The 23,315-nt window shown below is 56.1% G+C and carries 16 protein-coding genes; 10 read left to right on the top strand and 6 right to left on the bottom strand.

Translation table 11 applies throughout. The features are described from left to right. Positions 1-190 precede the first annotated feature (190 nt). The 3 genes from C3Z11_RS15975 to C3Z11_RS15965 all read right to left on the bottom strand — a co-directional run bounded on the left by C3Z11_RS15975 (position 191) and on the right by C3Z11_RS15965 (position 5,175). Positions 191-979, bottom strand: coding sequence for an SPOR domain-containing protein (locus C3Z11_RS15975; protein ID WP_106478917.1), 789 nt, complete (start codon positions 977-979; stop codon positions 191-193). Then, positions 980-2,665 carry an arginine--tRNA ligase gene (gene argS / locus C3Z11_RS15970; RefSeq protein WP_106479100.1) on the bottom strand — a complete coding sequence of 562 codons (1,686 nt, stop codon included), beginning with the start codon at positions 2,663-2,665 and terminating at the stop codon, positions 980-982. It abuts the gene before it with no gap. A 239-nt stretch (positions 2,666-2,904) separates the two neighbouring features. Next, positions 2,905-5,175 carry a primosomal protein N' gene (locus tag C3Z11_RS15965; RefSeq protein WP_394810219.1) on the bottom strand — a complete coding sequence of 757 codons (2,271 nt, stop codon included), beginning with the start codon at positions 5,173-5,175 and terminating at the stop codon, positions 2,905-2,907. Positions 5,176-5,305: 130 nt separating this feature from the next. Between C3Z11_RS15965 and rpmE the strand changes: the two genes are divergently transcribed. Next, on the top strand, positions 5,306-5,518 hold the full coding sequence (rpmE, locus tag C3Z11_RS15960; RefSeq protein ID WP_106478916.1) for a 50S ribosomal protein L31: 213 nt from the start codon (positions 5,306-5,308) through the stop codon (positions 5,516-5,518). Positions 5,519-5,774: 256 nt separating this feature from the next. Then, positions 5,775-7,049: a malic enzyme-like NAD(P)-binding protein gene (locus C3Z11_RS15955; RefSeq protein ID WP_106478915.1), complete on the top strand. Its 1,275-nt coding sequence runs from the start codon at positions 5,775-5,777 to the stop codon at positions 7,047-7,049. A 93-nt stretch (positions 7,050-7,142) separates the two neighbouring features. Here C3Z11_RS15955 and C3Z11_RS15950 read toward each other — a convergent pair whose 3' ends face one another. The 3 genes from C3Z11_RS15950 to C3Z11_RS15940 form a co-directional block, all read right to left on the bottom strand. After that, positions 7,143-7,916, bottom strand: coding sequence for a DUF481 domain-containing protein (locus C3Z11_RS15950; RefSeq protein ID WP_158701067.1), 774 nt, complete (start codon positions 7,914-7,916; stop codon positions 7,143-7,145). Positions 7,917-8,097: 181 nt separating this feature from the next. Beyond that, positions 8,098-8,892, bottom strand: coding sequence for a DUF481 domain-containing protein (locus C3Z11_RS15945; RefSeq protein ID WP_262927454.1), 795 nt, complete (start codon positions 8,890-8,892; stop codon positions 8,098-8,100). Between the two features lie 80 nt (positions 8,893-8,972). After that, a complete protein-coding gene (locus C3Z11_RS15940; RefSeq protein WP_106478913.1) occupies positions 8,973-11,495 on the bottom strand; it encodes a penicillin-binding protein 1A in 2,523 nt (840 codons plus the stop codon). Between the two features lie 178 nt (positions 11,496-11,673). Between C3Z11_RS15940 and pilM the strand changes: the two genes are divergently transcribed. The 8 genes from pilM to gltB all read left to right on the top strand — a co-directional run bounded on the left by pilM (position 11,674) and on the right by gltB (position 23,309). Then, on the top strand, positions 11,674-12,732 hold the full coding sequence (gene pilM / locus C3Z11_RS15935; RefSeq protein WP_106478912.1) for a type IV pilus assembly protein PilM: 1,059 nt from the start codon (positions 11,674-11,676) through the stop codon (positions 12,730-12,732). Further along, entirely contained in the window at positions 12,729-13,331 is a 603-nt protein-coding gene (locus tag C3Z11_RS15930) for a PilN domain-containing protein (protein WP_262927453.1), read from the top strand. Before pilM ends, C3Z11_RS15930 begins: the two co-directional genes overlap by 4 nt. Beyond that, positions 13,328-14,014 (top strand): type IV pilus inner membrane component PilO, encoded by a 687-nt coding sequence (gene pilO, locus C3Z11_RS15925; protein WP_106478911.1) that lies wholly within the window; start codon positions 13,328-13,330, stop codon positions 14,012-14,014. The genes C3Z11_RS15930 and pilO overlap by 4 nt, the downstream gene beginning before the upstream one ends. Further along, positions 14,011-14,580 (top strand): pilus assembly protein PilP, encoded by a 570-nt coding sequence (locus C3Z11_RS15920; RefSeq protein WP_106478910.1) that lies wholly within the window; start codon positions 14,011-14,013, stop codon positions 14,578-14,580. Before pilO ends, C3Z11_RS15920 begins: the two co-directional genes overlap by 4 nt. 63 nt (positions 14,581-14,643) lie before the next feature. Continuing rightward, a complete protein-coding gene (gene pilQ, locus C3Z11_RS15915; protein ID WP_106478909.1) occupies positions 14,644-16,701 on the top strand; it encodes a type IV pilus secretin PilQ in 2,058 nt (685 codons plus the stop codon). Further along, positions 16,701-17,243 carry a shikimate kinase AroK gene (aroK, locus tag C3Z11_RS15910; protein WP_106478908.1) on the top strand — a complete coding sequence of 181 codons (543 nt, stop codon included), beginning with the start codon at positions 16,701-16,703 and terminating at the stop codon, positions 17,241-17,243. The genes pilQ and aroK overlap by 1 nt, the downstream gene beginning before the upstream one ends. A gap of 3 nt (positions 17,244-17,246) precedes the next feature. After that, the gene (gene aroB, locus C3Z11_RS15905) at positions 17,247-18,332 is read left to right on the top strand and encodes a 3-dehydroquinate synthase (RefSeq protein WP_106478907.1); all 1,086 of its coding nucleotides are present in this window, start codon (positions 17,247-17,249) and stop codon (positions 18,330-18,332) included. Between the two features lie 522 nt (positions 18,333-18,854). Beyond that, entirely contained in the window at positions 18,855-23,309 is a 4,455-nt protein-coding gene (gene gltB, locus C3Z11_RS15900) for a glutamate synthase large subunit (RefSeq protein ID WP_106478906.1), read from the top strand. The last annotated feature ends 6 nt before the right edge of the window (positions 23,310-23,315 follow it).

Here is a 23,315-nt window from a genome sequence, read left to right as displayed (position 1 = left end):
CAAGGCAGGCAATGCCTGAGAGCGCATGACGTTATGACACGTCAATTGCTCCGATAGGCACAGAAATACAAGTGAATGACGAAACGAAACAAGGCTTACGGAAGAGGCTGGTGCTACAACTCAGCGTGGTAATAAATGAAATGATGCCGACTGTGGGTCGGCATCATTCTGGCACGAGGTGTAAGAATTTCTACCCTTTCTGACGGATGAGCAGCGGCTCGATGCCCTGGGTTTCCATCAAGTCGCGCGCCCGTGAAAGCTCACGCGTGTCCTGATAAGGGCCGACCTGAACGCGATACCAGGTAGAGCCATCGGCCGTTTTGACTTCGGTGACCTTGGCGAGCATGCCGAGATCCTTGAGTTTGCCGGCAAGCTTGCTGGCGTCTCCACTGGCTTTGAATGACGCTGCCTGCAATACATAGCTTGGCAGCTTGCCGCCTGAGGTATCTGCCTGCGGCGGCGAACTTTTCTGTTCGGCAGCAGGAGCTTTCGTCGTGCTTTTGGCGGGCGCGGTATTGCTGTGCTGCGCGACGGCTTTGGCGTTCTGCGCCGCAATCGCTGCTTCGGTGCCGGGGCGCGGAGTCGAATGATAGGCATCAACCGTCGGCGCGATGACTTCCGATTCCGGCAGTAGGGTGTAGAACTCAAATGTCGGCATTTGCGCTTCTGGAGCGGCGCTTTGCTGCTGCTGCGCGCTACCCTCGGCATTTTTTTGCCCATCCTGCCCGTTGTCGTTGCCCGATGGCTGACTGCTGACGGTATTGCGTGACGGTTTAGCCACTACCGCTGCCACCTGGTCAGGCTGTGTTGGCTCTTCGCGTAAGTACTGTGCCAGCGCAAAACCGGCAATGATGCCGATAATGGCCCACAGCCACCCCGGGACGTGGAAGCCGCCGCTCGAATTGCGTGATGACGACCGCTTGTTCGTGGCGCCTTTCTTGGCAGGGCGCTGGCTCGAATTGGCAGGACGGCGTGCCATTTACATCTCCTCTGGGGCGCTGACACCGAGCAGATCAAGACCGTTGCGTATGACCTGACGGACCGCCAAGCCAAGGGCAAGGCGTGGGTTACGTATTTCAGCGTCATCGACCATGACCTTGACCGCGTTGTAATACGAGTGGAACTCAGCGGCGAGGTCCTGCAGATACTGCGCAACCTGCTGCGGCTCACGGCTTTTGGCGGCGCGTTCGACAGTTTCGGGATAGGCCGCGAGGCGATTGAGCAGATTCTTTTCGCGCTCATCACTCAGCTTGGCCAGATTGGCTTGGGCCAAGGCGTGATCAAACGCTTTGTCTTCGCTGTCGGCCTTGCGCAGGACGCTGCAGACGCGAGCGTGGGCATACTGAATGTAATAAACCGGATTGTCGTTGGACTGTGAGCGGGCCAGGTCGATATCAAAGGTCAGCTGCGAGTCGGCACGCCGTGCCGCGAGGAAATAACGCGTCGCGTCGCGACCAACCTCATCGATCAGATCCCGAAGCGTCACATAGCTGCCGGCACGCTTTGATAGCTTCACTTCTTCACCGCCGCGCATGACGGTAACCATCTGGTGCAGCACGTAGTCCGGCCAGCCTTGAGGGATACCGGCATCGAGTGCCTGCAGGCCGGCGCGCACGCGTGTTACGGTAGAGTGATGGTCTGCGCCCTGTTCATCGATAACGGTGGTGAATCCACGTTGCCACTTGTCGAAGTGATAGGCGACATCCGGGAGGAAGTAGGTGTAATGGCCGTCACGCTTGCGCATTACACGGTCCTTGTCATCACCGAAGTCGGTCGTCTTTAACCATAGGGCGCCATCGGACTCGTAGGTATGGCCTTTCTCCACTAGACGCTTGACGGTCGCTTCAACCTTGCCATCGGTATAGAGCGAGGATTCAAGGAAATAAACATCAAAAGCGACGCCGAACGCCTTGAGATCGAGATCCTGCTCACGGCGCAGATAGGCTACGGCAAAATCACGAATCGCATCATGATCGTCGGGGTCGGCGGAAGCGGTCACTTCACGGTCATCGGCAGTGACGGTTTCGCCATGCATGTAGGCCTGCGCGACATCGGCAATATAATCACCCTTATAGCCGTCTGCCGGCCAAGCCGGATCGCTGGGCTCAAGTCCCTTGACGCGTGCGGCTACGGAAAGGGCCAGATTGGCGATCTGGACGCCAGCATCGTTGTAGTAAAATTCGCGCGTCACGTTGTATCCGGTCGCTTCCAACAAGCGGCTAATGCAGTCACCTACTGCCGCGCCGCGACCGTGACCTACATGTAGCGGGCCGGTGGGATTGGCGGATACGAACTCCACCTGAACCTTCTCGCCCTGACCGTGATCGTTGCGTCCAAACGCATCACCATCATTCAGCACGCGGGTAATGATTTCTGCCGCGGCGGCCGTACTGGCAAAGAAATTGATAAACCCGGGGCCAGCAATTTCCACTTTCGCCACCGCGTCGCTTTTCGGCAGGGCATCGATCAGCCGTGCGGCGATTTCACGTGGCGGTTTGCCGGCCGGTTTGGCGAGCATCAGCGCCAGATTGGCCGCGTAATCGCCGTGAGCCTTGTCCTTGGTCGCGTCGACCTTGATCGCGGGCGCGACATCGCCAGGCACGATACCTTCTGTCTTGAGCGTGTCGAGGGCGCTATGCAGTAACTCGATGATAGTGTCTTTCATGCTGGGCTTGGCATCCGGTGGCGACGATCGCGCTTCGATCAGGGGAAATCGTCGCTTGAATAAACTTGGATTTAAAATGTTCAGTTGCTTGATATTTGCAGGCCGTGCCTTGCAAAAAAGGCGTTCGAAGCAGTGTGCCACATCAAGCGGGTGTCATGTCATGAGCTCGCCATTATCGTCTAACGGCGTGGTGTGTCAAAACGCGATCGCATCGTAAGCGGTATTATTCAATTCAATGTTCAATTCAATTCTTGGGGATCGACATCGATCGACCAACGGATGCGCCGGGCCTGAGGCATGTTTTCCAGGCGCTGCGCTAGCCAGGCAGCGGCTTCATGTAAAACGCTGCGTTTGGCTGCGCACAGGATGAGCTGAGCGTGATAGCGGTTCTGGCGACGCTCCATGGGAGCGGGAACCGGCCCCATACAGTCAACCTCTAGCGTGTGTTCTCGCAACCAGTGGCGTAGCGCGGTGGCGGTGTCACTGAGCAAGGCATTCACTTCTTCCATTTGCGCACTCTCGGCGCGCAGCAGTACCAGGTGACGAAAAGGCGGCAGTGAAGCGATGCGGCGCTCCTCAAGCAAGTGCGCGGCAAGGGCATCATAGCCCTGTTCGGCCAGTAGATTGAGATGAGGATCATCAGGATGCAGCGTCTGCACCAGCACGCGACCAGGATAGGCCTCGCGACCTGCACGCCCGGCAACTTGAGTCAGTAGCTGCGCGCTGTGCTCCATGGCACGAAAATCCGAGCTGTAAAGCCCACCGTCGGCATTTACCACGACAACTAGCGTAACGTGGGGAAAATGATGGCCCTTGGCCAGCATCTGGGTGCCGACCAGAATGCACGGCTCACCACGCTTTATAATCGCCAAGGTCTGCTCAAGCGCATGCTTGCGTCGGGTACTGTCTCGATCGACACGCAATACCGGTGTCTTGGGAAAGGCTTCGGTAAGGGATTCCTCGGTACGTTCAGTGCCGTTCCCCTGAGGGCGCAGGTCACCACTGCCACAGTTGGGGCAGGCATCGGGAAGCGGACTGTGGCGCTCGCAATGATGGCAGATCAACTCCGGTGGTTGGCGGTGCAGGGTCATGCGTGCATCACAGTTACGGCATTCGGAGAGCCAGCCGCAGGCATGGCATGTCAATGTAGGGGCAAAGCCGCGACGATTGATGAAAACCAGTACCTGACGACCGGCGCCGAGCTGTTGCGCGATCGCTTCCTGCGCCTGAGGGCCGAGGCCCCCGTGCAGGCGTCGTCCACGCAGATCTACCAGTTCAAGGCGAGCAGGCGTGCCGTGTCCGGCGCGCTGCGTCAGGCGCAGGTGGCGGTAGTGACCGACTTCGGCATGACGGAGCGTCTCGAACGAAGGTGTGGCGCTGCCTAGAACAATGGGGATGCCATGATGATTGGCCCGTACTACAGCCAAGTCGCGTGCGTGATAGCGGAGTCCTTCATGTTGCTTGAATGAGGTGTCGTGTTCTTCATCGACGATGATGACCCCAGGTTTGGCCAGTGGCGTGAAGATGGCCGAGCGGGTACCGATGATGATGCGGGCTCGGCCCGCCCGCGCGGCTTCCCAGGCGTCGAGCCGTTCGGCGTCGTTCAGGCCTGAATGCAGCGCAACGACAGGCACGTTGAAGCGGTGCTTGAAGCGCTCCAGTGTCTGAGGCGTCAGGCCGATTTCCGGTACCAGAATCAGGGCCTGGCGGCCCTTGTCGAGCACTGCCTCGATCAGTTGTAAATACACTTCAGTTTTGCCACTGCCGGTAACTCCATGGAGCAGGACCGGGTCGAAACGCTCTAGTCCCTCATGTAACGCGGCTAACGCATCGCCCTGTTCACGGTTAAGCGATAGGGCGGGTTCGGCCAGCACTTCAGCATGGTCGCGTAGCGGCGCAGCTAATAGCTCCTCATGACATTCGATCAATCCTTTACTGCGTAGACCGTCGAGCTGGGCACGGCTAAAGCCTTGGGCAAGAATCGCTGAGTTGACCAAGCCGTGAGAGTGTTGGGCAAGAATGGCTAGCAATTCGGCCTGGCGTCTGGCGCGACCCAACGTTTCAGGTGGGGCAGCGCGCCCCTTGGCAGTGAGTGCCCAGCGCTCGCGAGTGCGTGCTTCAAGCGGTCTGCCGTGGCGCAGTAGTACGGGCATCGCATTGGCGAAGGTATCGCCCAGCGAATGTTGATAATAGCGGGCGGTAAAATGGCATAGCCACAACCAATCCTCGGGTAGTGGCGCTTGATCAATCAATGCCTCGATCGGTTTGAGCTTGTCACGGGGCAGGTCACTTTCTGCCTTGATGGCGACAATAATACCGACGACGTTACGACGTCCGAAAGGAACGCGTACGCGTAACCCCGCACACCAGCCGCTAGCGGGTGTAAGTGGACCCGGCAGGTAGTCGAAGCAACGTCGCAGGGGCGAGGGAACCGCAACGCTTAGTATCCCAGACTGAACAACTGTTGCCCGTGACGATTGCGGTAATGATTTAAAATGTGGTTCGGGCAATTGGCCTCCGTGAACGGCTCTGCTAGAATGCGCCGCCTTTCCCGGTTGGGGAAAACTGCTTATCTTCCAATCCGTACGCGGTGCCTGGCAAGCGATCAGGTGGCGGCGTACCTATAAATGAGTATCTATCATGCAAAATGCTATTCATCCGCAGTATCAGAAAGTGACCGCTACCTGCTCATGCGGCGCAACGTTTCAGGTAGGCTCTACCTCTAACGAAAGCCTTGCGCTGGATGTCTGCTCCAACTGCCATCCGTTTTATACTGGCAAGCAGAAGCAGGCGTCTACCGGTGGTCGCGTTGAGCGCTTCAACAAGCGTTTCGGTGCTGCGATCAAGCGCTAATAGCCGCACGAACATCTTGCTTTTTTAAGTTAAAAAAGCGAATAAAGCCCGCCTGTATGGCGGGCTTTTTGTTGGCTGATTATAGCAATAATAAGTAAATTATTATAGTTGAAAGGGTTGGCTATAATGCATTGTTAATGGATGAATGGTTGCGCTGAAAGCCCGGCATGACGCGGATTTTGTCCGGTTGTTGAAGAGAAGATTTTTGGATACTCTATTCGGATTGCTTTTAAAAAATACGAATGGATAACAAAGAATGTCAGACGAAAAAAGACAGGCGGCGTTGGATTATCATGCCAAGCCGATTCCCGGCAAGCTCTCCATTGAAGTGACCAAACCGACCACGACAGCAAAGCATCTGGCGCTGGCCTATAGCCCGGGTGTGGCTGAGCCCGTACGTGAGATTGCCAAGGATGCCGAGAACGCTTATCGCTATACCGGCAAAGGCAATCTTGTCGCTGTGATTTCCGATGGTTCGGCAATTCTCGGCTTGGGTAATCTGGGCGCGCTGGCAAGCAAGCCGGTCATGGAAGGCAAAGGGGTACTCTTCAAGCGCTTTGCCGGCATCAATGCCGTTGATATCGAGCTTAATGCCGAGAGCCCTCAGGCCTTTATCGATACCGTAGCGCGGATTGCCGATACCTGGGGCGGCATCAATCTTGAAGATATCAAGGCGCCGGAATGCTTTGAGATCGAGCAGGCGCTAAAAGAGCGCTGCAATATTCCGGTCTTCCACGATGATCAACACGGTACTGCCATCGTAACGGCGGCCGGGCTTCTCAATGCCCTCGATATCGCGGATAAAACAATCGATGAGGCACGTATTGTCTGCCTCGGCGCCGGTGCGGCGGCGGTGGCCTGCATGAAGCTTCTTATTGCATGTGGCGCAAAAAGCGAAAACATCGCTATGCTCGATAGCAAAGGGGTGATCCATGCTGGCCGCAGCGATTTGAATCCCTACAAGGCGATGTTTGCCAATGAAACGCAGCATCGCACGCTGGACGACGCCATTGATGGCGCTGATGTGTTTATTGGGCTTTCCGGCCCGAACCTGCTCAAGCCTGAACAGCTTAAAAAGATGGCCAAGGACCCTGTGGTCTTCGCCTGCTCTAATCCTGACCCCGAGATTCATCCTGATGATGCGCATGCCGCGCGTGATGACGTCATCATGGCGACAGGGCGTTCTGACTACCCTAACCAGGTCAACAATGTGCTGGGGTTCCCGTTTATCTTCCGCGGTGCGCTTGATGTACGTGCCTCAGAGATCAACGAGGAAATGAAAGTTGCCGCCGTGCATGCTCTCAAGGATCTGGCGCGTGAGCCGGTTAGTCAGGAGGTTCTTGACGCTTATGACATCGATACGCTCGAATTTGGCCGCGGATATATCATCCCTACGCCTCTCGACTCACGGCTGCTTGATCGCGTCTCGAGCGCGGTGGCGCAAGCCGCTATCGATAGCGGTGTCGCATCAAAAGGCTATCCCCAGCACTATCCGCTTAAAAGCGTGGATAATGTTTACGGCGATGCCTGACGCGTCCTGATAGGCCAACCGTAGAAACAACAATGCCCGCCAATTAGGCGGGCATTGTTGCTATTGCCAGATAGAAACTAACTGCCTGCAACATTACATATTGTAGACCACCGAAACGGCTGTCGTGGTGTCGGTCTGGCTGCTGGCATCGGCGGGTGGGCTGTCATTGAACTCGACTTCATAGGACAGCTTTAGCGACAGAGTATCGTTTATCGCGACCTTCAGCGCCGTATCCGAGCGGCCAATAATGTTTTCGCCGGTGATCTCTGTTGCCAGTCCTTGTGAAAAGAGGGCGGTGTCAGAAACCTGCCAGGCATAATCAAGACCGCCGTAGGCTAGCCCGTGATTTTCATTGCCACCATCACTTAACTCGTCATGACGTACGCCAGGACCAAATTCTACCGATAGTGAGTGAGGTGGACCGACCAGTAGCTGACGTCCATAACCTGCTGCAAGGGTAGTCTGCGAATCGTAGCCGGAGAAACGATCCTTATCCCAGCGGGCAAGGCCGAATAAATAATTCAGACGCGAGAGGTTGTAACGTGTGCGCCCGGCCAGCAAGTATTCTTCAGCGGATGTTTCATTATCGCTACTAGCGCTATTAGCCGCTGCATGCAGGCTATAGGACCACACATTGTGATACCAGGTCATGGTGGTTTTTGCTAAAAGCGTTTCGCTATCGCTGTTGCCGGAAATCTTGGTGTAGCCAAGTTCCGCATTGCCATCGAAGCTTTTTGTCTGATAGGCCGGATTATCGAGGGTGGAAAAATCTTCAAGCTCAGCATGTGCTGCAAGGGGAAGTACGGCAAGCCCGAGCCCTGACAGGGTCAAGGATAAAAGGCGCATGTGATGAAATGGTGTAACCATGAAATTCTCGAGTTCAATGTCATGCAACGACGAAATGCACCGCCACGAGGCGTAGCGTGCATTTCGCTGGACACTAGCCACTTTGTCTAATTGTTTATAACTAAGACTAAATGGTGCAGATAACGTCAGTGCACAATGAATGCACATGCATGGCTACAGTGCGCCCATGTGCTGCCAAGCGTCAGAAGTTGTAAAGAATCGAGGCGGCAGTAGTGCGGTCGGTATGAACCGACGCCTCGTCGGGCGGATTTGTGTTGCTTCTGATTTCATGGGAAAACTTAAGGGCAAGCTGTGACGTCAGCGCAACGGTAACTGCGCTATAGGAGCGGTTGGTCACTTCGTTTTGAGTGGCTTCGATCGATAGCTGTTGCACGAAGCGCGCCGTGTCTGAAATTCTGTATTGATAATCTGCAGCAGCATAACCTACCGCCAGATCTTCACTGCCGCCCGTTTCATAGTCATCGCGGCGATAGCCGGGTCCGCCTTCAATGGACAGCGAATGATCGGGACCGTCAAGAAGCTGGCGACCATAGCCAATAATCGTCGTAAATTGATTGTCGAAGCCGGAAAACCTGTCTTTCTCTATACGTGCCAAGCCAAACAGGTAGTGTGGTCCCTGCAGTGAATAACGTTCACGTGCCCCTAACAGATACTGCTCGGTACTGACTTCGTTGTTGTCTTCTACCCGGGTGGTCTGGGCGCGCAGCGTATGTGTCCAGGGGCCACGAAACCAGGCAGCCGTTCCTTTGGCGAGTAGTGTTTCGCTATTGCTGTTACCGGAGAGGCTGGTATAGCCGAGTTCGGCCTGTCCTGAAAAGGAGGGGCTGTCTTCCGCCGCGGCTGGAGGCGCATAGAAAAGATTATCACTGGCAGCACTTGCCTGGTGAGGGACCAGCATGATGCCCAGCGTCAGCCCTGCAGATAACCGAGATAACCTGAGAAATAGTTTCCCCAGGCAAAGTGGAAAAGCTGTCATGCAAAAGGACCTGTCATGGCATTTCGTTATGTCATGTAGACAAGGCGATCCGGATGGATCGCCTTGCTGGCATCATGCCATCAGAAGATGGCGTCGTAAGTGCCCGTGCCTTCAGAGCCGCTCTCCGACTCAAGTTCGGGTTTGATTGCACGTTCTTGGTAGGGCGGCAGCATATCCTTGCGGAACAGCTCAACGATACCACCGCCATCTTCGTCGTGCAGACGTTTGCCGGTGTCCGGGTCGATACGGACCGAAACGATATCATCAGGCTGCGGCGGTATGGCGGATGGGGTTCCTTTTAGTGCTGAGCCCATGAAGTCCATCCAGATCGGCAACGCGGCTTGAGAGCCGTATTCGGCGATGCTTTCGTTGGAATCCTTGCCCACCCAGACCGATGTTGCAAGGTCGCTATTAAAGCCTGAGAACCAGGCATCACGCTGGTCGTTGGTCGTGCCGGTCTTGCCCACGATATCGTCACGATTGAGCGCGAGCGCTGCACGCCCCGTTCCTTTTTCGATGACATCACGCATCATGTCACGCAGCAGATAAATGGCCTCAGGACTCGCAATACGTTCGGCAATGGGGTACGTCTTGCCATCGATATCGACCGTGCTGTCCATAGGGTCACATTCGCGGCACGCTGCAGGTGGATTGGGTTCATGCAGCACATTCTCATCTTCATCACCCTGTGTGATGCGCTCGATATACCAGGGCTGGATACGGAAGCCGCCATTGGCGATTTCGGCATAGCCACGGGCAATCTCCAGCGGTGAGAGGCTGGCCGAACCCAGCGCCAACGACAGCCCGTGTGGCAGCTGTTTTTCATCGAATCCCATGCGGGCAAGCAGCGCGATAGTCTGGTCAAGACCGACCGACTGTAGCGTACGGATCGTCACCAGATTGAGTGACTTGTACAGGCCGACACGCAGACGCGTTGGACCATTAAAGGAACGCTCGGAATTCTCGGGACGCCAATCATCCTGAGAGCCAGAACCTTGTTGAACGATAGGAGCATCGTTAACGATAGTGGCGGGCGTCATGCCATTTTCCAACGCGGCGAGATAAATAAAGGGCTTGAAATTAGAGCCTGGTTGACGACGTGCCTGAGTGGCACGATTGAATTTGCTCTGGGCAAAACTGAAGCCGCCTTGCAGCGCACGCAACGCACCCGTCTGTGGATCGAGCGCAACGATCGCGCCTTCAACGTTGGGCACCTGAGATAGACGCCAGCCTTTTTCAGTATTCACAATGCGAACCAGATCGCCACGCTTGGCGATCTGAGCTGCCGACGTCGGTGCACTACCGCGCCACTTGGGTCCCTTGTATTCACGTGCCCAGGACAGCCCGTTCCAGTCGATGGTCTCTACGCTGTCTTGGCGCAATACGCGCATCTGCTTGCCATCGGTATCGATGACAATGGCCGGTTCGAGTGGCCCAAAGGTAGGCGTGCGGTCTAGTACGCGCTGCCAGTTACTGACATCGCCTTCAACGCCCGCGATGTTCGTCTTGCTGCGCTCTGCTGCCTGGCGTGCCGTTTCGGCCACTTCAGGCGATTCGGACAATTCTTCCTCAAGTCCTTTACGGTCAGCTTGATCCTGCGCTTCGGCAAGGCTGCTGGGGATATCGCGCTGCTCCGCGCCGCGCCAGCCATGGCGAGTATCGTAGTCAATCAATCCGCTCACCAGCGCATCGCGAGCCTCGTTTTGCATCTTGCTGTCGATGGTGGTGTAGATGCGATAACCATCGGTATAGGCTTTGTCGCCAAAATGCTCGATCGCGTAGCGGCGCGCCATTTCTGCAACATAAGGGGCATAGACGTCAGGTGCGCTGTGGTGACGTTGCACCTCGACCGGTGCCTGAACCGCGCTTTGATACGTGGCGTCATCGATATAACCGAGCTGGCGCATGCGCAGCAAAATCCAGTTACGGCGAATCAGCGAGCGCTCGGGGTTGGCGATCGGATTCAGGCTCGACGGTGCCTTGGGCAATCCGGCAATCGTTGCCATTTCCGGCAGGGTCAGTTCGGAAAGCGGCTTGTCGAAATAAGTTTCGGCGGCGGAGCCTATCCCATAGGCGCCCTGGCCGAGATAAATCTTATTGACGTACAGCTCAAGAATCTGCTGCTTGGTGAGAATCTGCTCCATCTGCAGCGACAGCAATATCTCACGAATCTTGCGCGTAAAGGTGCGGTCGAGCGTCAGCAAGTAATTGCGCGCCACCTGCATGGTGATCGTGCTACCGCCCGATTGGATATCACCTGACGTGCCAAGCTGCACGAAGGCACGCGCCAGCCCCTTGGGATCGATGCCGAAGTGATGAAAGAAGTTCGAATCCTCGGCGGCCAGCAGGGCATGGACGAAATCCTGCGGGATCTCATCGTAATCGACGATTTGTCGGCGTTGCTCGCCAAACTCGCCGAGCAGCTTCTCATCGCGCGTGAACACACGCAGCGGAACCTGCAGCTGATAATTCTGCAATTGATGCACGTCCGGCAGGCTGGGCGCAAAGTAAAGCGCTGCGCCGATTACAGCTAGGACGCCGCCTGCCGTTAATGAAACCAATAGCCAGAAAAGATGAAAAACGAGACGTTTGATGAACTTCATGTAAAACGCAATCCGTCAATTGAGGTGGCGGTGGTGCTGCGATGGGCAAGGCCGTCCTTAGCCTGAGCATTATAAGTAGCCAGCCAATGACCGACTAGCGTTAAAGCGATGGTGCCATCTTGAGCGGCGCACGGCGATTAAATTATACGTCTTGTAACATATACCAAAGGAACGGACCTTGTTTGGCTTAAAAACGTCAAGCACCGGCCTGATCGGTGTCGACATTACTTCAGCGACCGTCAAGCTGCTCGAACTGGTACGTCAGGGCGAGCAGTTTCGTGTCGAAAGCTATGCGGTTCGACCATTGCAGGAAAATGCAGTGGTCGAACGGCGTATTCGCGATATGGATGAAGTCGTGACGGCATTGACGCGTGCTGTCGAAAAAGCCCGTCCCAAATCGCGCCGCGCCGTAGTGGCGTTGCCGGCAACAGCGGTCATTACCAAAACGATTTCCTTGCCCTATTCCTATTCCGATGAGGAGATCGAGGCGCGAATTGCGCTTGATTCAGACAAGCATATCCCGTTTCCGTTCAATGAAGTGACCTTCGACTTTCAGCGTCTGGGCGTTAATCCACGTTATGCCGATCAGCAGGATGTCCTGCTGGTGGCGTGCCGGCTGCAGGATGTCCAATTGCTGACGGATGCGTTGACGCAGGCCGGGCTTGTTCCGGCGGCTGTCGACGTTGAAACCTTTGCCATGGAGCGTGCGTATCGGGAGTTGTTACGTGCCGATGGCCAGGCGCGACAGGAGCGGGCTCAGGCAGTAGTGGATGTCGGCGCCAGCATGACGGCGTTCCATGTGATTTCTGGTGGACGCATCGTGCACAGTCGCGACAGTGTCATGGGAGGACGTCAGTTAACCGACGAAATTCGTCAGACCTATCGACTGACACTCGACGAGGCGGGGCTGGCCAAGAAACTTAACAATTTACCTGATTACGAAGCGCGTCTATTGCACCCCTTTCGGGAAGCCCTGGTTCAGCAGGTGATGCGATCACTGCAGCTGTATTACACCACGGCTGGGTCACATGACATTGACCGTATTATGCTGGCGGGTGGGTCGAGCGTCATTACTGGTTTGCAGGCTCGGCTCGCGGAAGAGAGCGGGCTTGAAGTCGTCAGTGCCAATCCTTTTATGCATATGCGGCTCAACGCTCGCATCGAGCTTGAAGCGCTGAACCGTGACGCCCCGGCAATGTTGACAGCGTGTGGTCTAGCCATGAGGTCAATGTCATGACTGCGCCAATGAAAGGCATTGAAATTAACTTGCTGCCATGGCGGGAGCAGGCGCGTGAACGCCGTACCCGGCAATTTTATGGCGTGATAGCGTGCTGCGTGCTGCTGGCCGTCGCCTTTGGCTGGCTCAAGGCACAATGGGTACAGGGGCAGCTCGATGCCGAACAGGAACGAATAGAGCATATCGAGCAGCGGATCGTAGCGCTTGAGCATGATATTCAAGTGGTCAAGGATCTCCAGGTCCGGCGTGAACAGCTGCAAAAACAGATCGATCTCATCCGCCAATTACAGTTTAGCCGTCCCCAAACGGTTGAACTCTTCGACCAGCTCACAGCCACTTTGGTTGACGGTACCTACTACGACCGTGTGGTACGTCATGATGCTCAGCTTGATATCAGCGGCGTGTCACGTACTAACCGCCAGGTGTCAGATCAGATGCGCGCCCTTGCCATGTCTCGGGTGTTTGGCGAACCGCTGCTACTTGATGTGAAGTCAAGTGAAGGTGGCGACAGTGTCAGACGTTTCAACCTCACCGTGCCCGAGCAGGTGGCTTCGGTTGAAGGCGCCGATAATGCTAGTGCTCAGGAGGCCGGGCAATGAACAAGTTGCGCTGGCAGACCGAGTGGAAACATTTACGTGAGCTGGATGTTGCCAGCCTCGACATCAAGGAAGCCGGAAACTGGCCCCTTCTTTTGAAAGTGCTGTGCTGCGTATTGATAGTGGTCGGCGTGTTCTTCGCAGCACAGTGGTATGTCGTCTCGCCACGTGAGCAGGCGCTTGAACAATCCCGGGCCAAAGAACAGGCGTTGATGACGCAATTCGGCATGAAGTCTTTTCAAGCGGCCAATCTGGCATTGTTGAAAGAGCAGATGGACATGCTCGATCACCATATGGCCCGGCTGGTCAGCATGCTGCCCACCGATGCTGAAGTGCCTGCATTACTTGACGATATTAGCGATACCGCGCGTGCCCATCGGCTAGGCATCGACTTTGTTCGCCTCGCTGCACCGGTTGTGCATGATTTTTACACTGAGCAGCCCTTCAATATCCAGGTGGTAGGCGACTACCACCGCATCGCGGCATTTGTTTCTGGCGTAGCAGGGTTGCCGCGCATCGTCACGCTCCATGACTTCACGCTGACACCGCGTACCGAGGCAAAAGGTGCAAGCAAAAGCAGTAGCGATCTGACGCTAACCATGGTGGCCAAAACGTACCGTTACGACACTGATCCACCCGAGTCTACCGACAAGCCTACGCCCAAACGGAAGGGAGGCCAGCCATGAATATCGTGAAGCTGGCGCCAAAAAGGCGGGTGGCAATGCTCAGGACGTTATGTTTTGCGCTATCCACGGCTTTGTTGGTGACTGGGTGTGCGCGTCCCGATATAGAGGGGCTGGATACCCAGCTGGATGCTCTGCGTGATCGGCCTCAGGGCCATGTTGATGCGTTACCTGAGCAGCCGAGCTATCAGGCGGCGGCGTACAGCCATGCTGATCTACGCGGCCCTTTTACGCCATGGGCATCTGTATCGGATATGTTGCCGGCAACAGAAGAGGCGGGAGCCAAACCTGATGCACAGCGCAGCAAAGACCCTCTTGAAGCTTACGCGCTCGATGCACTGCGCTTCGCCGGTACGCTTTTTTCCAATGGCCGAGCCGTGGCCCTAATCCAGACGCCGGATGGCAGCGTACAGCGTTTGCACGTTGGCCAGCATCTGGGAGAGCACGCTGGCCGTGTCGTGGCGATTGAAAATAATCGCTTGGCTATCGTCGAGTTGGTAGCCGATGGCTCGGGAGGATGGCAGGAGCAGCCACGTGAATTGACGATGGGTGAGGCTAATGCGCCGTGAGAGACACGATACAAGCACAGCTTCAAATGCCCGTATGAGTAGGACACGCCAAGAGATATTACGATGAAAGCCTTGTATCGACGTTTGTTCATGGTGACGCTTGTCGTCATCGCCTGGAATACATTGTCCATCGCCGCCGCAGAGGCTGCGCCTGCGTTGACTACCGTTTCAGTCGATGCGGCGAGAGCCGACCAGGTCACGTTCGGCCTACGTTTCGACGGGCCTGCGCCTGAGCCGAAAAGCTACATGCTAAGCTCGCCACGGCGTCTGGTGCTGGATTTCGCACAAGCAACAAGCCGTCTGACGCAGCGCCGCTACCCAGTGGGCCGCAACGGTATCGATGAGCTCAATGTGATGGGAGATGATGCGCGGCTTCGTCTTGTCATCAGTCTGCTCGAACCACAGGCGTACACGACTCGTCGCGATGGCAACATGCTTTACGTTCAGGTAGGCGCTACAGCCTCGGCAGGGTCTGCTTCGTTCATGGAGCGCATGAAGGGATCTGAGCGAAGCGAGACAGTAGCACCGGATTCAGCTGGCGCGCGCGTCGAGTTGCTCGATTTTCGGACCGGTGCCAATGGGGCCGGGCGCCTTGTGGTGACGCTCAGTCGTGCCAATATCGCCCCCGACATTGAAACAGTGCGTGGTGGTATCAACGTGGTATTGCCGGGCGTGACGCTGCCACAGCAGTGGCGTCAGATTCTTGATGTTAGTGATTTTGCCACACCGGTGCAGCGCGTTACGCCCAGTGAAAGCGCTGACGGTGTGCGCTTGATGCTCGCTACACAAAATGCCGGCGCGCCGCTGGTTACTCAGGTCGAGCGTGAGCTGACCATTGAAGTGCCGCCGCTCAACTCACCCCAGGCCGCAGCGCAGCAGTCGCAGTTTCCGTATAGCGGCAAGAAGATCACGCTCAATTTTCAAAATATCGAAGTGCGCACAGTCCTGTCGATTCTCGCTGAAGAGGGCGGGCTGAATCTGGTCGTCAGCGACAACGTGTCCGGCGGCGTGACGCTGAACCTTCAGAATGTGCCGTGGGATCAGGCGCTTGAGCTGGTATTGCGAACGCGTGGTTTGGCAAGCCTGCGCACAGGCAACGTGCTGTTGGTGGCCCCCAGCGGTGAACTGGCGGCAATGGCACAGCAGGCTGTTCAAGCGGATCAGAGTCTGGAACAGACGGCTCAATTGACCACGGATTACATTCAGGTGCGCTATGCCAAGGCGGCGGATATGGCCACGCTGCTGCGTGGTGACGCAGGATTGGGCCTGCTATCCGAACGTGGCCGCGTCATGGTCGATGCCCGCACCAACACATTGCTGATTCAGGATACTCGCGAGCAGATCGAACAGGTGCGCCGTACGTTGGATCATCTCGACGTCCCTATTCGCCAGGTTCAGATCGAGGCGCGCATCGTCATTGCTCGTCAGAGCGTCACTAATACGATGGGCATTCGCTGGGGAGCATCGAAGGCCAGCGTACCGGGTAGCGGCATCAATCTGTCTGGGGCTTCCACTGGCGTTAGTTCAACCGGCGGTCTGGTGGTGGACCTTGGCAGCGATACTAGCCCGACCACTACCTTCAGTTTCGGTTACTTGTCTGGCGATGTGCTGCTTGACCTTGAGTTGAACGCGCTGGAGAGTGAAGGCAAGAGCCAGACGATTTCCCAGCCCAAGGTGATTACCGCCAATCAGCAAAAGGCAGTGATCAAGCAGGGCCAGGAGATTCCCTACCAGGAATCGACCTCTTCCGGAGCGACCAACGTCGAGTTCAAGGAGGCGGTGCTGTCGCTTCAGGTCACGCCACAGATCACCCCCGACAACCGCATCATCATGGATTTAATCGTCAATAATGATGATGTATCTAGTACCGATTACGACGGTGCGCCGGCGATCGATACCAATGAAATTCAGACTCAGGTGCTCGTCAACAATGGCGAAACAGTAGTGCTTGGGGGTATCCTGTCTACCGAGCAGTTGCGTAATCTATATAAAACGCCTTTTTTAGGTGACCTTCCGATGCTGGGACAGTTGTTCCGCTATACCGAAGAGTCGAATGAAAAGGTAGAATTGTTGGTATTCATTACTCCGAAGATCATAGAGGACGGGCTGGCGGTTCGCTGATGCAATCACTACCCAATCTTTTTCTTATCGGTCCCATGGGGACCGGTAAAAGTACGATCGGCCGCCTTCTGGCGGCCGAACTACATCGTGAATTCTTCGACAGCGATCATGAGATCGAGCGGCGCTGTGGATGCAATATTCCATGGATCTTCGATGTTGAAGGAGAGGCGGGATTTCGTCTGCGCGAAGCGCAGGTAATCGGTGAACTGTCCCGCAAGCATGGTATTGTGCTAGCCACGGGTGGCGGTGCAGTGACCAATGAGGCAAGCCGACAATATCTGCGTGAGCGTGGCACGGTCGTTTTTTTATGCACCACCGTCGAGCAGCAGCTTCGGCGCACTTCACGTGATCGTAACCGGCCGCTGCTGCAATGCGACGATCCTGCAGCCAAACTGCGTGAACTCTTTGCCATTCGCGAGCCGCTTTATCGTGGTACGGCCGATCTGATCGTTCATACTGATCGTCGCAGCCCTCGTGCCGTTGTCAATGAAATCAAGCGCCGTGCCAGACAACTGGCCCACCCGTTAAGACAGGATGCTTGAGCCATGCTCCAGACGCTTAAGGTTGATCTTCTCGAACGTAGCTATCCGATACATGTAGGGCCTGACCTGCTTGATCACGGTGAATTGTTAACCCCTCATATCGCGGGTTGTCAGGTCATGATTGTGACCAACGAAACCGTCGCGCCACTGTATTTGGCACGCATCAAGCGATTACTCAGCGAATTTGATGTCCAGGAAGTGATTCTGCCTGATGGTGAGCATACCAAGACGCTCGCTTCGGTTGAGCGTATATGGGATGCGCTTCTGGCAGCTAACTTTAATCGCCGTTGTACAGTTATTGCGCTGGGCGGCGGTGTCATCGGTGACATGGCCGGTTTCGCGGCGGCGTGCTATCAGCGCGGCGTGGCGTTCGTTCAGATTCCAACGACCCTGCTTTCCCAGGTGGATTCTTCGGTCGGAGGCAAGACCGGGGTTAATCATCCTCGTGGCAAGAACATGTTGGGAGCGTTCTGGCAGCCCAAGGTGGTGCTGATCGATACCTCTACGCTGACCACGCTACCTGCCCGTGAACTGTCGTCCGGTCTGGCTGAGGTGATCAAGTACGGACTGATCCGAGATGAGGCGTTTCTGAGTTGGCTCGAAGCGAACATGGTTCGCCTACGCGAACTCGATGATCAAATGCTGACTGAGGCGATTCTCAAAAGTTGCGCCATCAAGGCCGACGTCGTCGCCGAAGACGAGACCGAGCAGGGCGTACGTGCGCTGCTCAATCTTGGACATACCTTTGGCCATGCGATCGAGACGGCACAAGGTTATGGTGTTTGGCTGCACGGCGAAGCAGTGGGCGCTGGAATGATGATGGCCGCAACGTTATCTCGGTCCCTAGGCTGGATCGATGAAAAGGCGCTGGCACGTATCGCACGAGTGATCGAGGCCGCCGGCTTACCGCTCCATGCGCCTGGCGATATGGACGCGGCGCGTTTCCTCGAACTGATGGGACGTGACAAGAAAGTGCTGGATGGACGACTGCGCCTGGTGCTGCTGAAAGCGCTTGGCGAGGCCTGCGTTACCGACAAGGTGGATAAGGCTACGCTGACCGAGGTGATAAATTCCTTCCCGCGCACTTGATATAACAGAGAGTGTTTTATTGGAAATGCTCATCCAAAGAGCCTCGCTGAAGCGGGGCTTTTTTGTTCCTGCCACACCTGTTTCTTCGCTATAAACCAAAAATAGCTATAACGGCTATGCATTAGAACGAGGGCCGGGTGCAGTGGCGCGAAGTGCGTTTCGGGGTGATCGAAGGTCGCTATGCTTGATATTGGCATGGCTTATACCGAATCGGCATGACTTCAAAGACTGGTTATTAGACTAAAGTCTAATTAAGTTTCTGATAGGTGGGGTTTGCATCTAACCCTTTGAGCTATAGGCATTTTTAGCTTTTTGTGAAGCTAAAGGCGCGTTTTTGCAGCTTTTTTTGCACTCTGCCAGATAAGGATTGTTTGCGCTGTTATATCGATGCCGATATGCTCGGCAGCTCTCCGCGCCCTAACAGGGCCGCCGTTTTTGCATTAAAAAATAACCAATAATTAAAAAATAACTTTTTAAAATACCGTATATCTATCCTGGATACAACACTCTGTGAGGCACGCCATGAAGAGAGGTCTTCACCGGCCCGGCGAATTCCGTGACAACTGTGGCTTTGGCTTGATTGCGCATATGGAAGGGCAGGCGAGCCATGACCTGGTGCGTACAGCCATCGAAGCATTGACCTGCATGACCCATCGCGGCGGCATCAACTCTGACGGTAAGACCGGCGATGGCTGCGGACTCCTGATATCCATGCCCGATGCCTTTATGCGCGCCGTGGCAAGTGAAGAATTGAGTGTCGAGCTGGGTGAACAATATGCCGTTGGCAGCATCTTCTTGCCCAATGATGATGTTCGTGAAGCCCATGCCCGCGAAGTTCTTGAAGGCGAGCTTGCCGAGCGCGGCTTGCAGGTGCGCGGCTGGCGTACCGTACCCCATGATTCGAGCGTATGCGGACCCATTGCTCAAGCGTGCCAGCCGCGTATCCGACAGATTTTTGTCGAGCCGCATGCCGAGCGACGCGACGAAAAGCATTTTAACGTCGATCTGTTCATGGCGCGCCGTTTCGCTGAGCAGAAGCTCGCAAACGAAGAGGATTTCTACGTCAGCTCGCTGTCATCCAAGGTCATCTCCTATAAAGGATTGATGATGCCGGAAGATCTGCCGACGTTTTATCTCGACTTCGGCGACGAGCGTATGGAAATCTCGATTGGCGTTTACCATCAGCGCTTTTCGACCAATACTGCGCCGCGCTGGCCGCTGGCACAGCCGTTTCGCTTCCTCGCCCATAACGGCGAGATCAACACCATCGAGGCCAATCGCAACTGGGCCAACGCGCGTAAGGAAAACTTCGTTTCCGAGCTGCTGCCCGAGATTACCGAACTCGATCAGGTCGTTAATACCGAAGGCTCCGATTCTTCGAGCATGGACAACATGCTTGAAATCCTGCTGACCGGTGGTATGGAGCTTTACCGCGCCGTGCGCCTGATGGTGCCGCCGGCCTGGCAGAATGTCGAAACCATGGATGGTGATCTACGCGCCTTCTATGAATACAATTCCATGCACATGGAAGCCTGGGACGGCCCGGCGGGCATCGTGGTGACTGATGGTCGTCACGCCGTGTGCATGCTTGACCGTAACGGACTGCGTCCGGCGCGCTGGGTCATCACCGACAACGGTTACATTACAGTCGCCTCGGAAATCGGCGTGTGGAACTATTCACCCGAGAACGTTATCGCCAAGGGCCGCATCGGCCCGGGGCAGATTTTGTCTGTCGATACTCATACCGGCGAGGTACTGCACACCTCCGATATCGACGAGCGGCTGAAATCCGCATATCCCTACAAGCGCTGGCTGAACGAAAATGCCAATTATCTGGAATCATCGCTGACCGAGCTGGCGCGTTTCCAGCCGATGGATGCCGATCAGCTGTCGGTTTATCAAAAGATGTTCATGGTCACCAATGAAGAGCGTGACCAGATATTGCGTGTCCTGGCTGAGAGCGGACAGGAAGCGGTCGGCTCGATGGGAGATGACACGCCTATGGCGGTGCTCTCCAGCCAACCGCGGATGCTTAGCGATTATTTCCGCCAGAAGTTTGCCCAGGTTACCAATCCGCCGATCGATCCGCTGCGCGAAGCGATCGTGATGTCGTTGGAAACCTGTCTCGGCGCTGAGCGTAACGTGTTCGAAGCAACGCCTGAACATGCTCATCGCCTGATCCTGACCACGCCGGTACTGTCACCGCGCAAGTTCACTGCGCTGACGACCCACGAGGATCCGGCCTTTTCAAGTGAGATCCTGTCGCTGGCTTATGATCCCGACACTCTTGGGCTCAAGCAGGCGATCGTAGCGCTGTGTCAGCGTGCCGAGGATGCCGCTAAGCGTGGCAAGGTCGTGCTGGTGTTGTCTGATGCTGAACTGGAGAAAGGTGAGCTGCCGATTCACCCGGCACTGGCCGTCGGCGCAGTACATCATTATCTAGGCAACAAGGGGTTGCGTCCCTGCGTCAATTTGATCGTCGAGACCGGTTTTGCCCGGGATTCGCATCAGCTTGCGGTGCTTTTCGGCGTTGGCGCCACGGCGGTTTATCCGTACCTGGCCTATCAGGTCATGGCGGACATGCACCGCAGCGGCGATCTGACTGGCGATCCAGCTGAATCGCGTGAGAACTATCGCAAGGGGATGCAGAAGGGGCTGCTCAAGATCCTGTCCAAGATGGGCATCTCGCAGATCGCTTCCTATCGTGGCGCGCAGCTGTTCGAGGCGGTGGGGCTGGCCGAAGACGTCATGACACTGTGTTTCCCCGGCATGGCTTCGCGTGTCAATGGTTCCGGCTTCGCCGAGCTGCAGCTTCAACAGGAATTTTTGGCACGCGAGGCGTGGATTCCACGCAAGGCGCTGCGTCAGGGCGGCCTGTACAAGTACGTCTATGGCTATGAATATCATGCTTTCAACCCTGATGTGATCAGGGCGTTGCAAGCGGCCGTGCAGCAGGGCGACTATCAGAAGTGGAAGGAGTTCGCGCGGCTGGTCAATGAACGTCCGGTGGCAACGATCCGCGACCTGCTGAGACTCAAGCCTGGTCAGGAGCCGATCGATATTAGTGAAGTCGAGCCGATCGAGCAGTTGTTGCCGCGCTTCGACAGCGCTGGCATGTCGTTGGGTGCGCTATCGCCGGAAGCACACGAGGCGCTAGCCCAGGCAATGAATGAGTCCGGTGGTCGCTCGAATTCCGGTGAAGGGGGTGAAGACCCGGCACGCTACGGCACGATCCGCTCCTCTAAGATCAAGCAGATTGCCTCTGGACGTTTCGGCGTCACGCCCGCTTATCTGGCCAGTGCCGAGGTGCTGCAGATCAAGGTTGCCCAGGGCGCCAAGCCGGGCGAGGGCGGTCAGTTGCCGGGCGGCAAGGTTAATGAGCTTATTGCGCGGCTACGCTACGCCGTACCCGGGGTGACGCTGATTTCACCGCCTCCGCATCACGACATCTATTCGATCGAGGATCTCGCGCAGCTGATCTTCGACCTGAAGCAGGTCAATGAAGAAGCGCTGATTTCGGTCAAGCTAGTCTCTGAGCCGGGCATCGGTACCATTGCCTCCGGTGTAGCCAAGGCTTACGCCGACTTGATTACTGTCGCGGGCTATGACGGCGGTACGGCAGCGAGTCCGCTGACCTCAATCAAGCATGCCGGTTCTCCTTGGGAACTGGGACTGCCCGAGGTTCATCAGGCACTGCGCATCAATGGCCTGCGTGACAAGATCCGGCTGCAGACTGATGGTGGCCTCAAGACCGGTCTCGATGTCGTCAAGGCAGCGATTCTCGGTGCTGAAAGTTTCGGCTTCGGTACGGCGCCGATGGTGTCGCTAGGCTGCATCTACCTGCGCATTTGCCATCTGAATAACTGCGCAACTGGTGTGGCGACCCAACATCAGGGCCTGCGTGATGAGCATTTCCGCGGCACTGTAGACATGGTCAAGAACTACTTCCGCTTCGTTGCTGAAGAAGTACGCGAGATCATGGCGATGCTTGGCGTGCGCCAGTTGACTGACCTGATCGGCCGCACCGATCTGCTTGAGAAGATTGAAGGACAGACGCGTTCACAGCAGAACATGGTGCTCGATTCGTTGTTGGTCAATGATTGGATACCTGAAGATGCGCCGCGCTTCTGTCAGGTCAAGCGCAACATGCCGCACGATCTGGCGACCAAGAACGAAGAGATTCTCGAGGCGCTGCGCGATACCATCGAGAACAAGAAGGGCGGTGAGTTCTCTTTCCGCGTAAGCAACTGTGACCGTTCCGTGCCGGCGCGTGTCTCTGGTGTGGTAGCCAAGCTTTACGGTGAATCAGGGCTTGAAGACGCGCCAGTAACGTTGCGCCTGACGGGCGTGGCGGGCCAGAGCTTTGGGGTCTGGAACGTACGCGGCCTGAATCTTTATCTTGAAGGTGATGCTAACGATTACGTTGGTAAAGGCATGAACGGTGGCAAGTTGGTGATCACGCCGCCCAAGGAAAGCCGTTTCAAGAGCAACGAGACCTCGATCATCGGCAATACCTGCCTGTATGGCGCAACCGGCGGTAAGCTGTTTGCCGCAGGCCTGGCGGGCGAGCGTTTTGCAGTGCGCAACTCCGGGGCTCACGCCGTCATCGAAGGCGCTGGTGATCACTGCTGTGAATATATGACGGGTGGCCTGGTCTGCGTGCTCGGCGATACGGGCGTCAATTTCGGTGCGGGTATGACCGGCGGTTTTGCTTATGTGCTCGACCAGGATCGTAACTTTGTTGATCGTTATAATCATGAAATGGTCGATATTCATCGTATCAATACTGAGGCCATGGAGGCCTATCGGCGTCACCTGAGAGAAGTGCTTCAGGAATATGTGGCTGAGACTGATTCCGCATGGGGGCAGGAGATAGTGAGCAACTTCTCTGACTTCATCCGCCACTTCTGGCTGGTGAAGCCCAAGGCAGCAAGCCTGAATGGGCTGCTTGCCGAGTCCCGCCGCCGGCCTGAGTGAGGAGAT

The organism is Phytohalomonas tamaricis (assembly GCF_003012345.1).
In the GTDB taxonomy this organism is placed as follows: Bacteria; Pseudomonadota; Gammaproteobacteria; order Pseudomonadales; family Halomonadaceae; genus Phytohalomonas; species Phytohalomonas tamaricis.
This window is presented reverse-complemented; position numbering and strand designations above follow the sequence as displayed.

Excerpts from the sequence above, each read along its gene's own strand:
- C3Z11_RS15920 (WP_106478910.1), top strand. The coding sequence starts at position 14,011 with ATGAATATCGTGAAGCTGGCGCCAAAAAGGCGGGTGGCAATGCTCAGG.
- C3Z11_RS15945 (WP_262927454.1), bottom strand. The coding sequence starts at position 8,892 with ATGACAGCTTTTCCACTTTGCCTGGGGAAACTATTTCTCAGGTTATCT.
- C3Z11_RS15975 (WP_106478917.1), bottom strand. The coding sequence starts at position 979 with ATGGCACGCCGTCCTGCCAATTCGAGCCAGCGCCCTGCCAAGAAAGGC.
- pilQ (WP_106478909.1), top strand. The coding sequence starts at position 14,644 with ATGAAAGCCTTGTATCGACGTTTGTTCATGGTGACGCTTGTCGTCATC.
- aroB (WP_106478907.1), top strand. The coding sequence starts at position 17,247 with ATGCTCCAGACGCTTAAGGTTGATCTTCTCGAACGTAGCTATCCGATA.
- C3Z11_RS15955 (WP_106478915.1), top strand. The coding sequence starts at position 5,775 with ATGTCAGACGAAAAAAGACAGGCGGCGTTGGATTATCATGCCAAGCCG.
- rpmE (WP_106478916.1), top strand. The coding sequence starts at position 5,306 with ATGCAAAATGCTATTCATCCGCAGTATCAGAAAGTGACCGCTACCTGC.
- C3Z11_RS15950 (WP_158701067.1), bottom strand. The coding sequence starts at position 7,916 with ATGGTTACACCATTTCATCACATGCGCCTTTTATCCTTGACCCTGTCA.
- gltB (WP_106478906.1), top strand. The coding sequence starts at position 18,855 with ATGAAGAGAGGTCTTCACCGGCCCGGCGAATTCCGTGACAACTGTGGC.
- aroK (WP_106478908.1), top strand. The coding sequence starts at position 16,701 with ATGCAATCACTACCCAATCTTTTTCTTATCGGTCCCATGGGGACCGGT.
- C3Z11_RS15930 (WP_262927453.1), top strand. The coding sequence starts at position 12,729 with ATGACTGCGCCAATGAAAGGCATTGAAATTAACTTGCTGCCATGGCGG.
- C3Z11_RS15940 (WP_106478913.1), bottom strand. The coding sequence starts at position 11,495 with ATGAAGTTCATCAAACGTCTCGTTTTTCATCTTTTCTGGCTATTGGTT.
- argS (WP_106479100.1), bottom strand. The coding sequence starts at position 2,665 with ATGAAAGACACTATCATCGAGTTACTGCATAGCGCCCTCGACACGCTC.
- pilO (WP_106478911.1), top strand. The coding sequence starts at position 13,328 with ATGAACAAGTTGCGCTGGCAGACCGAGTGGAAACATTTACGTGAGCTG.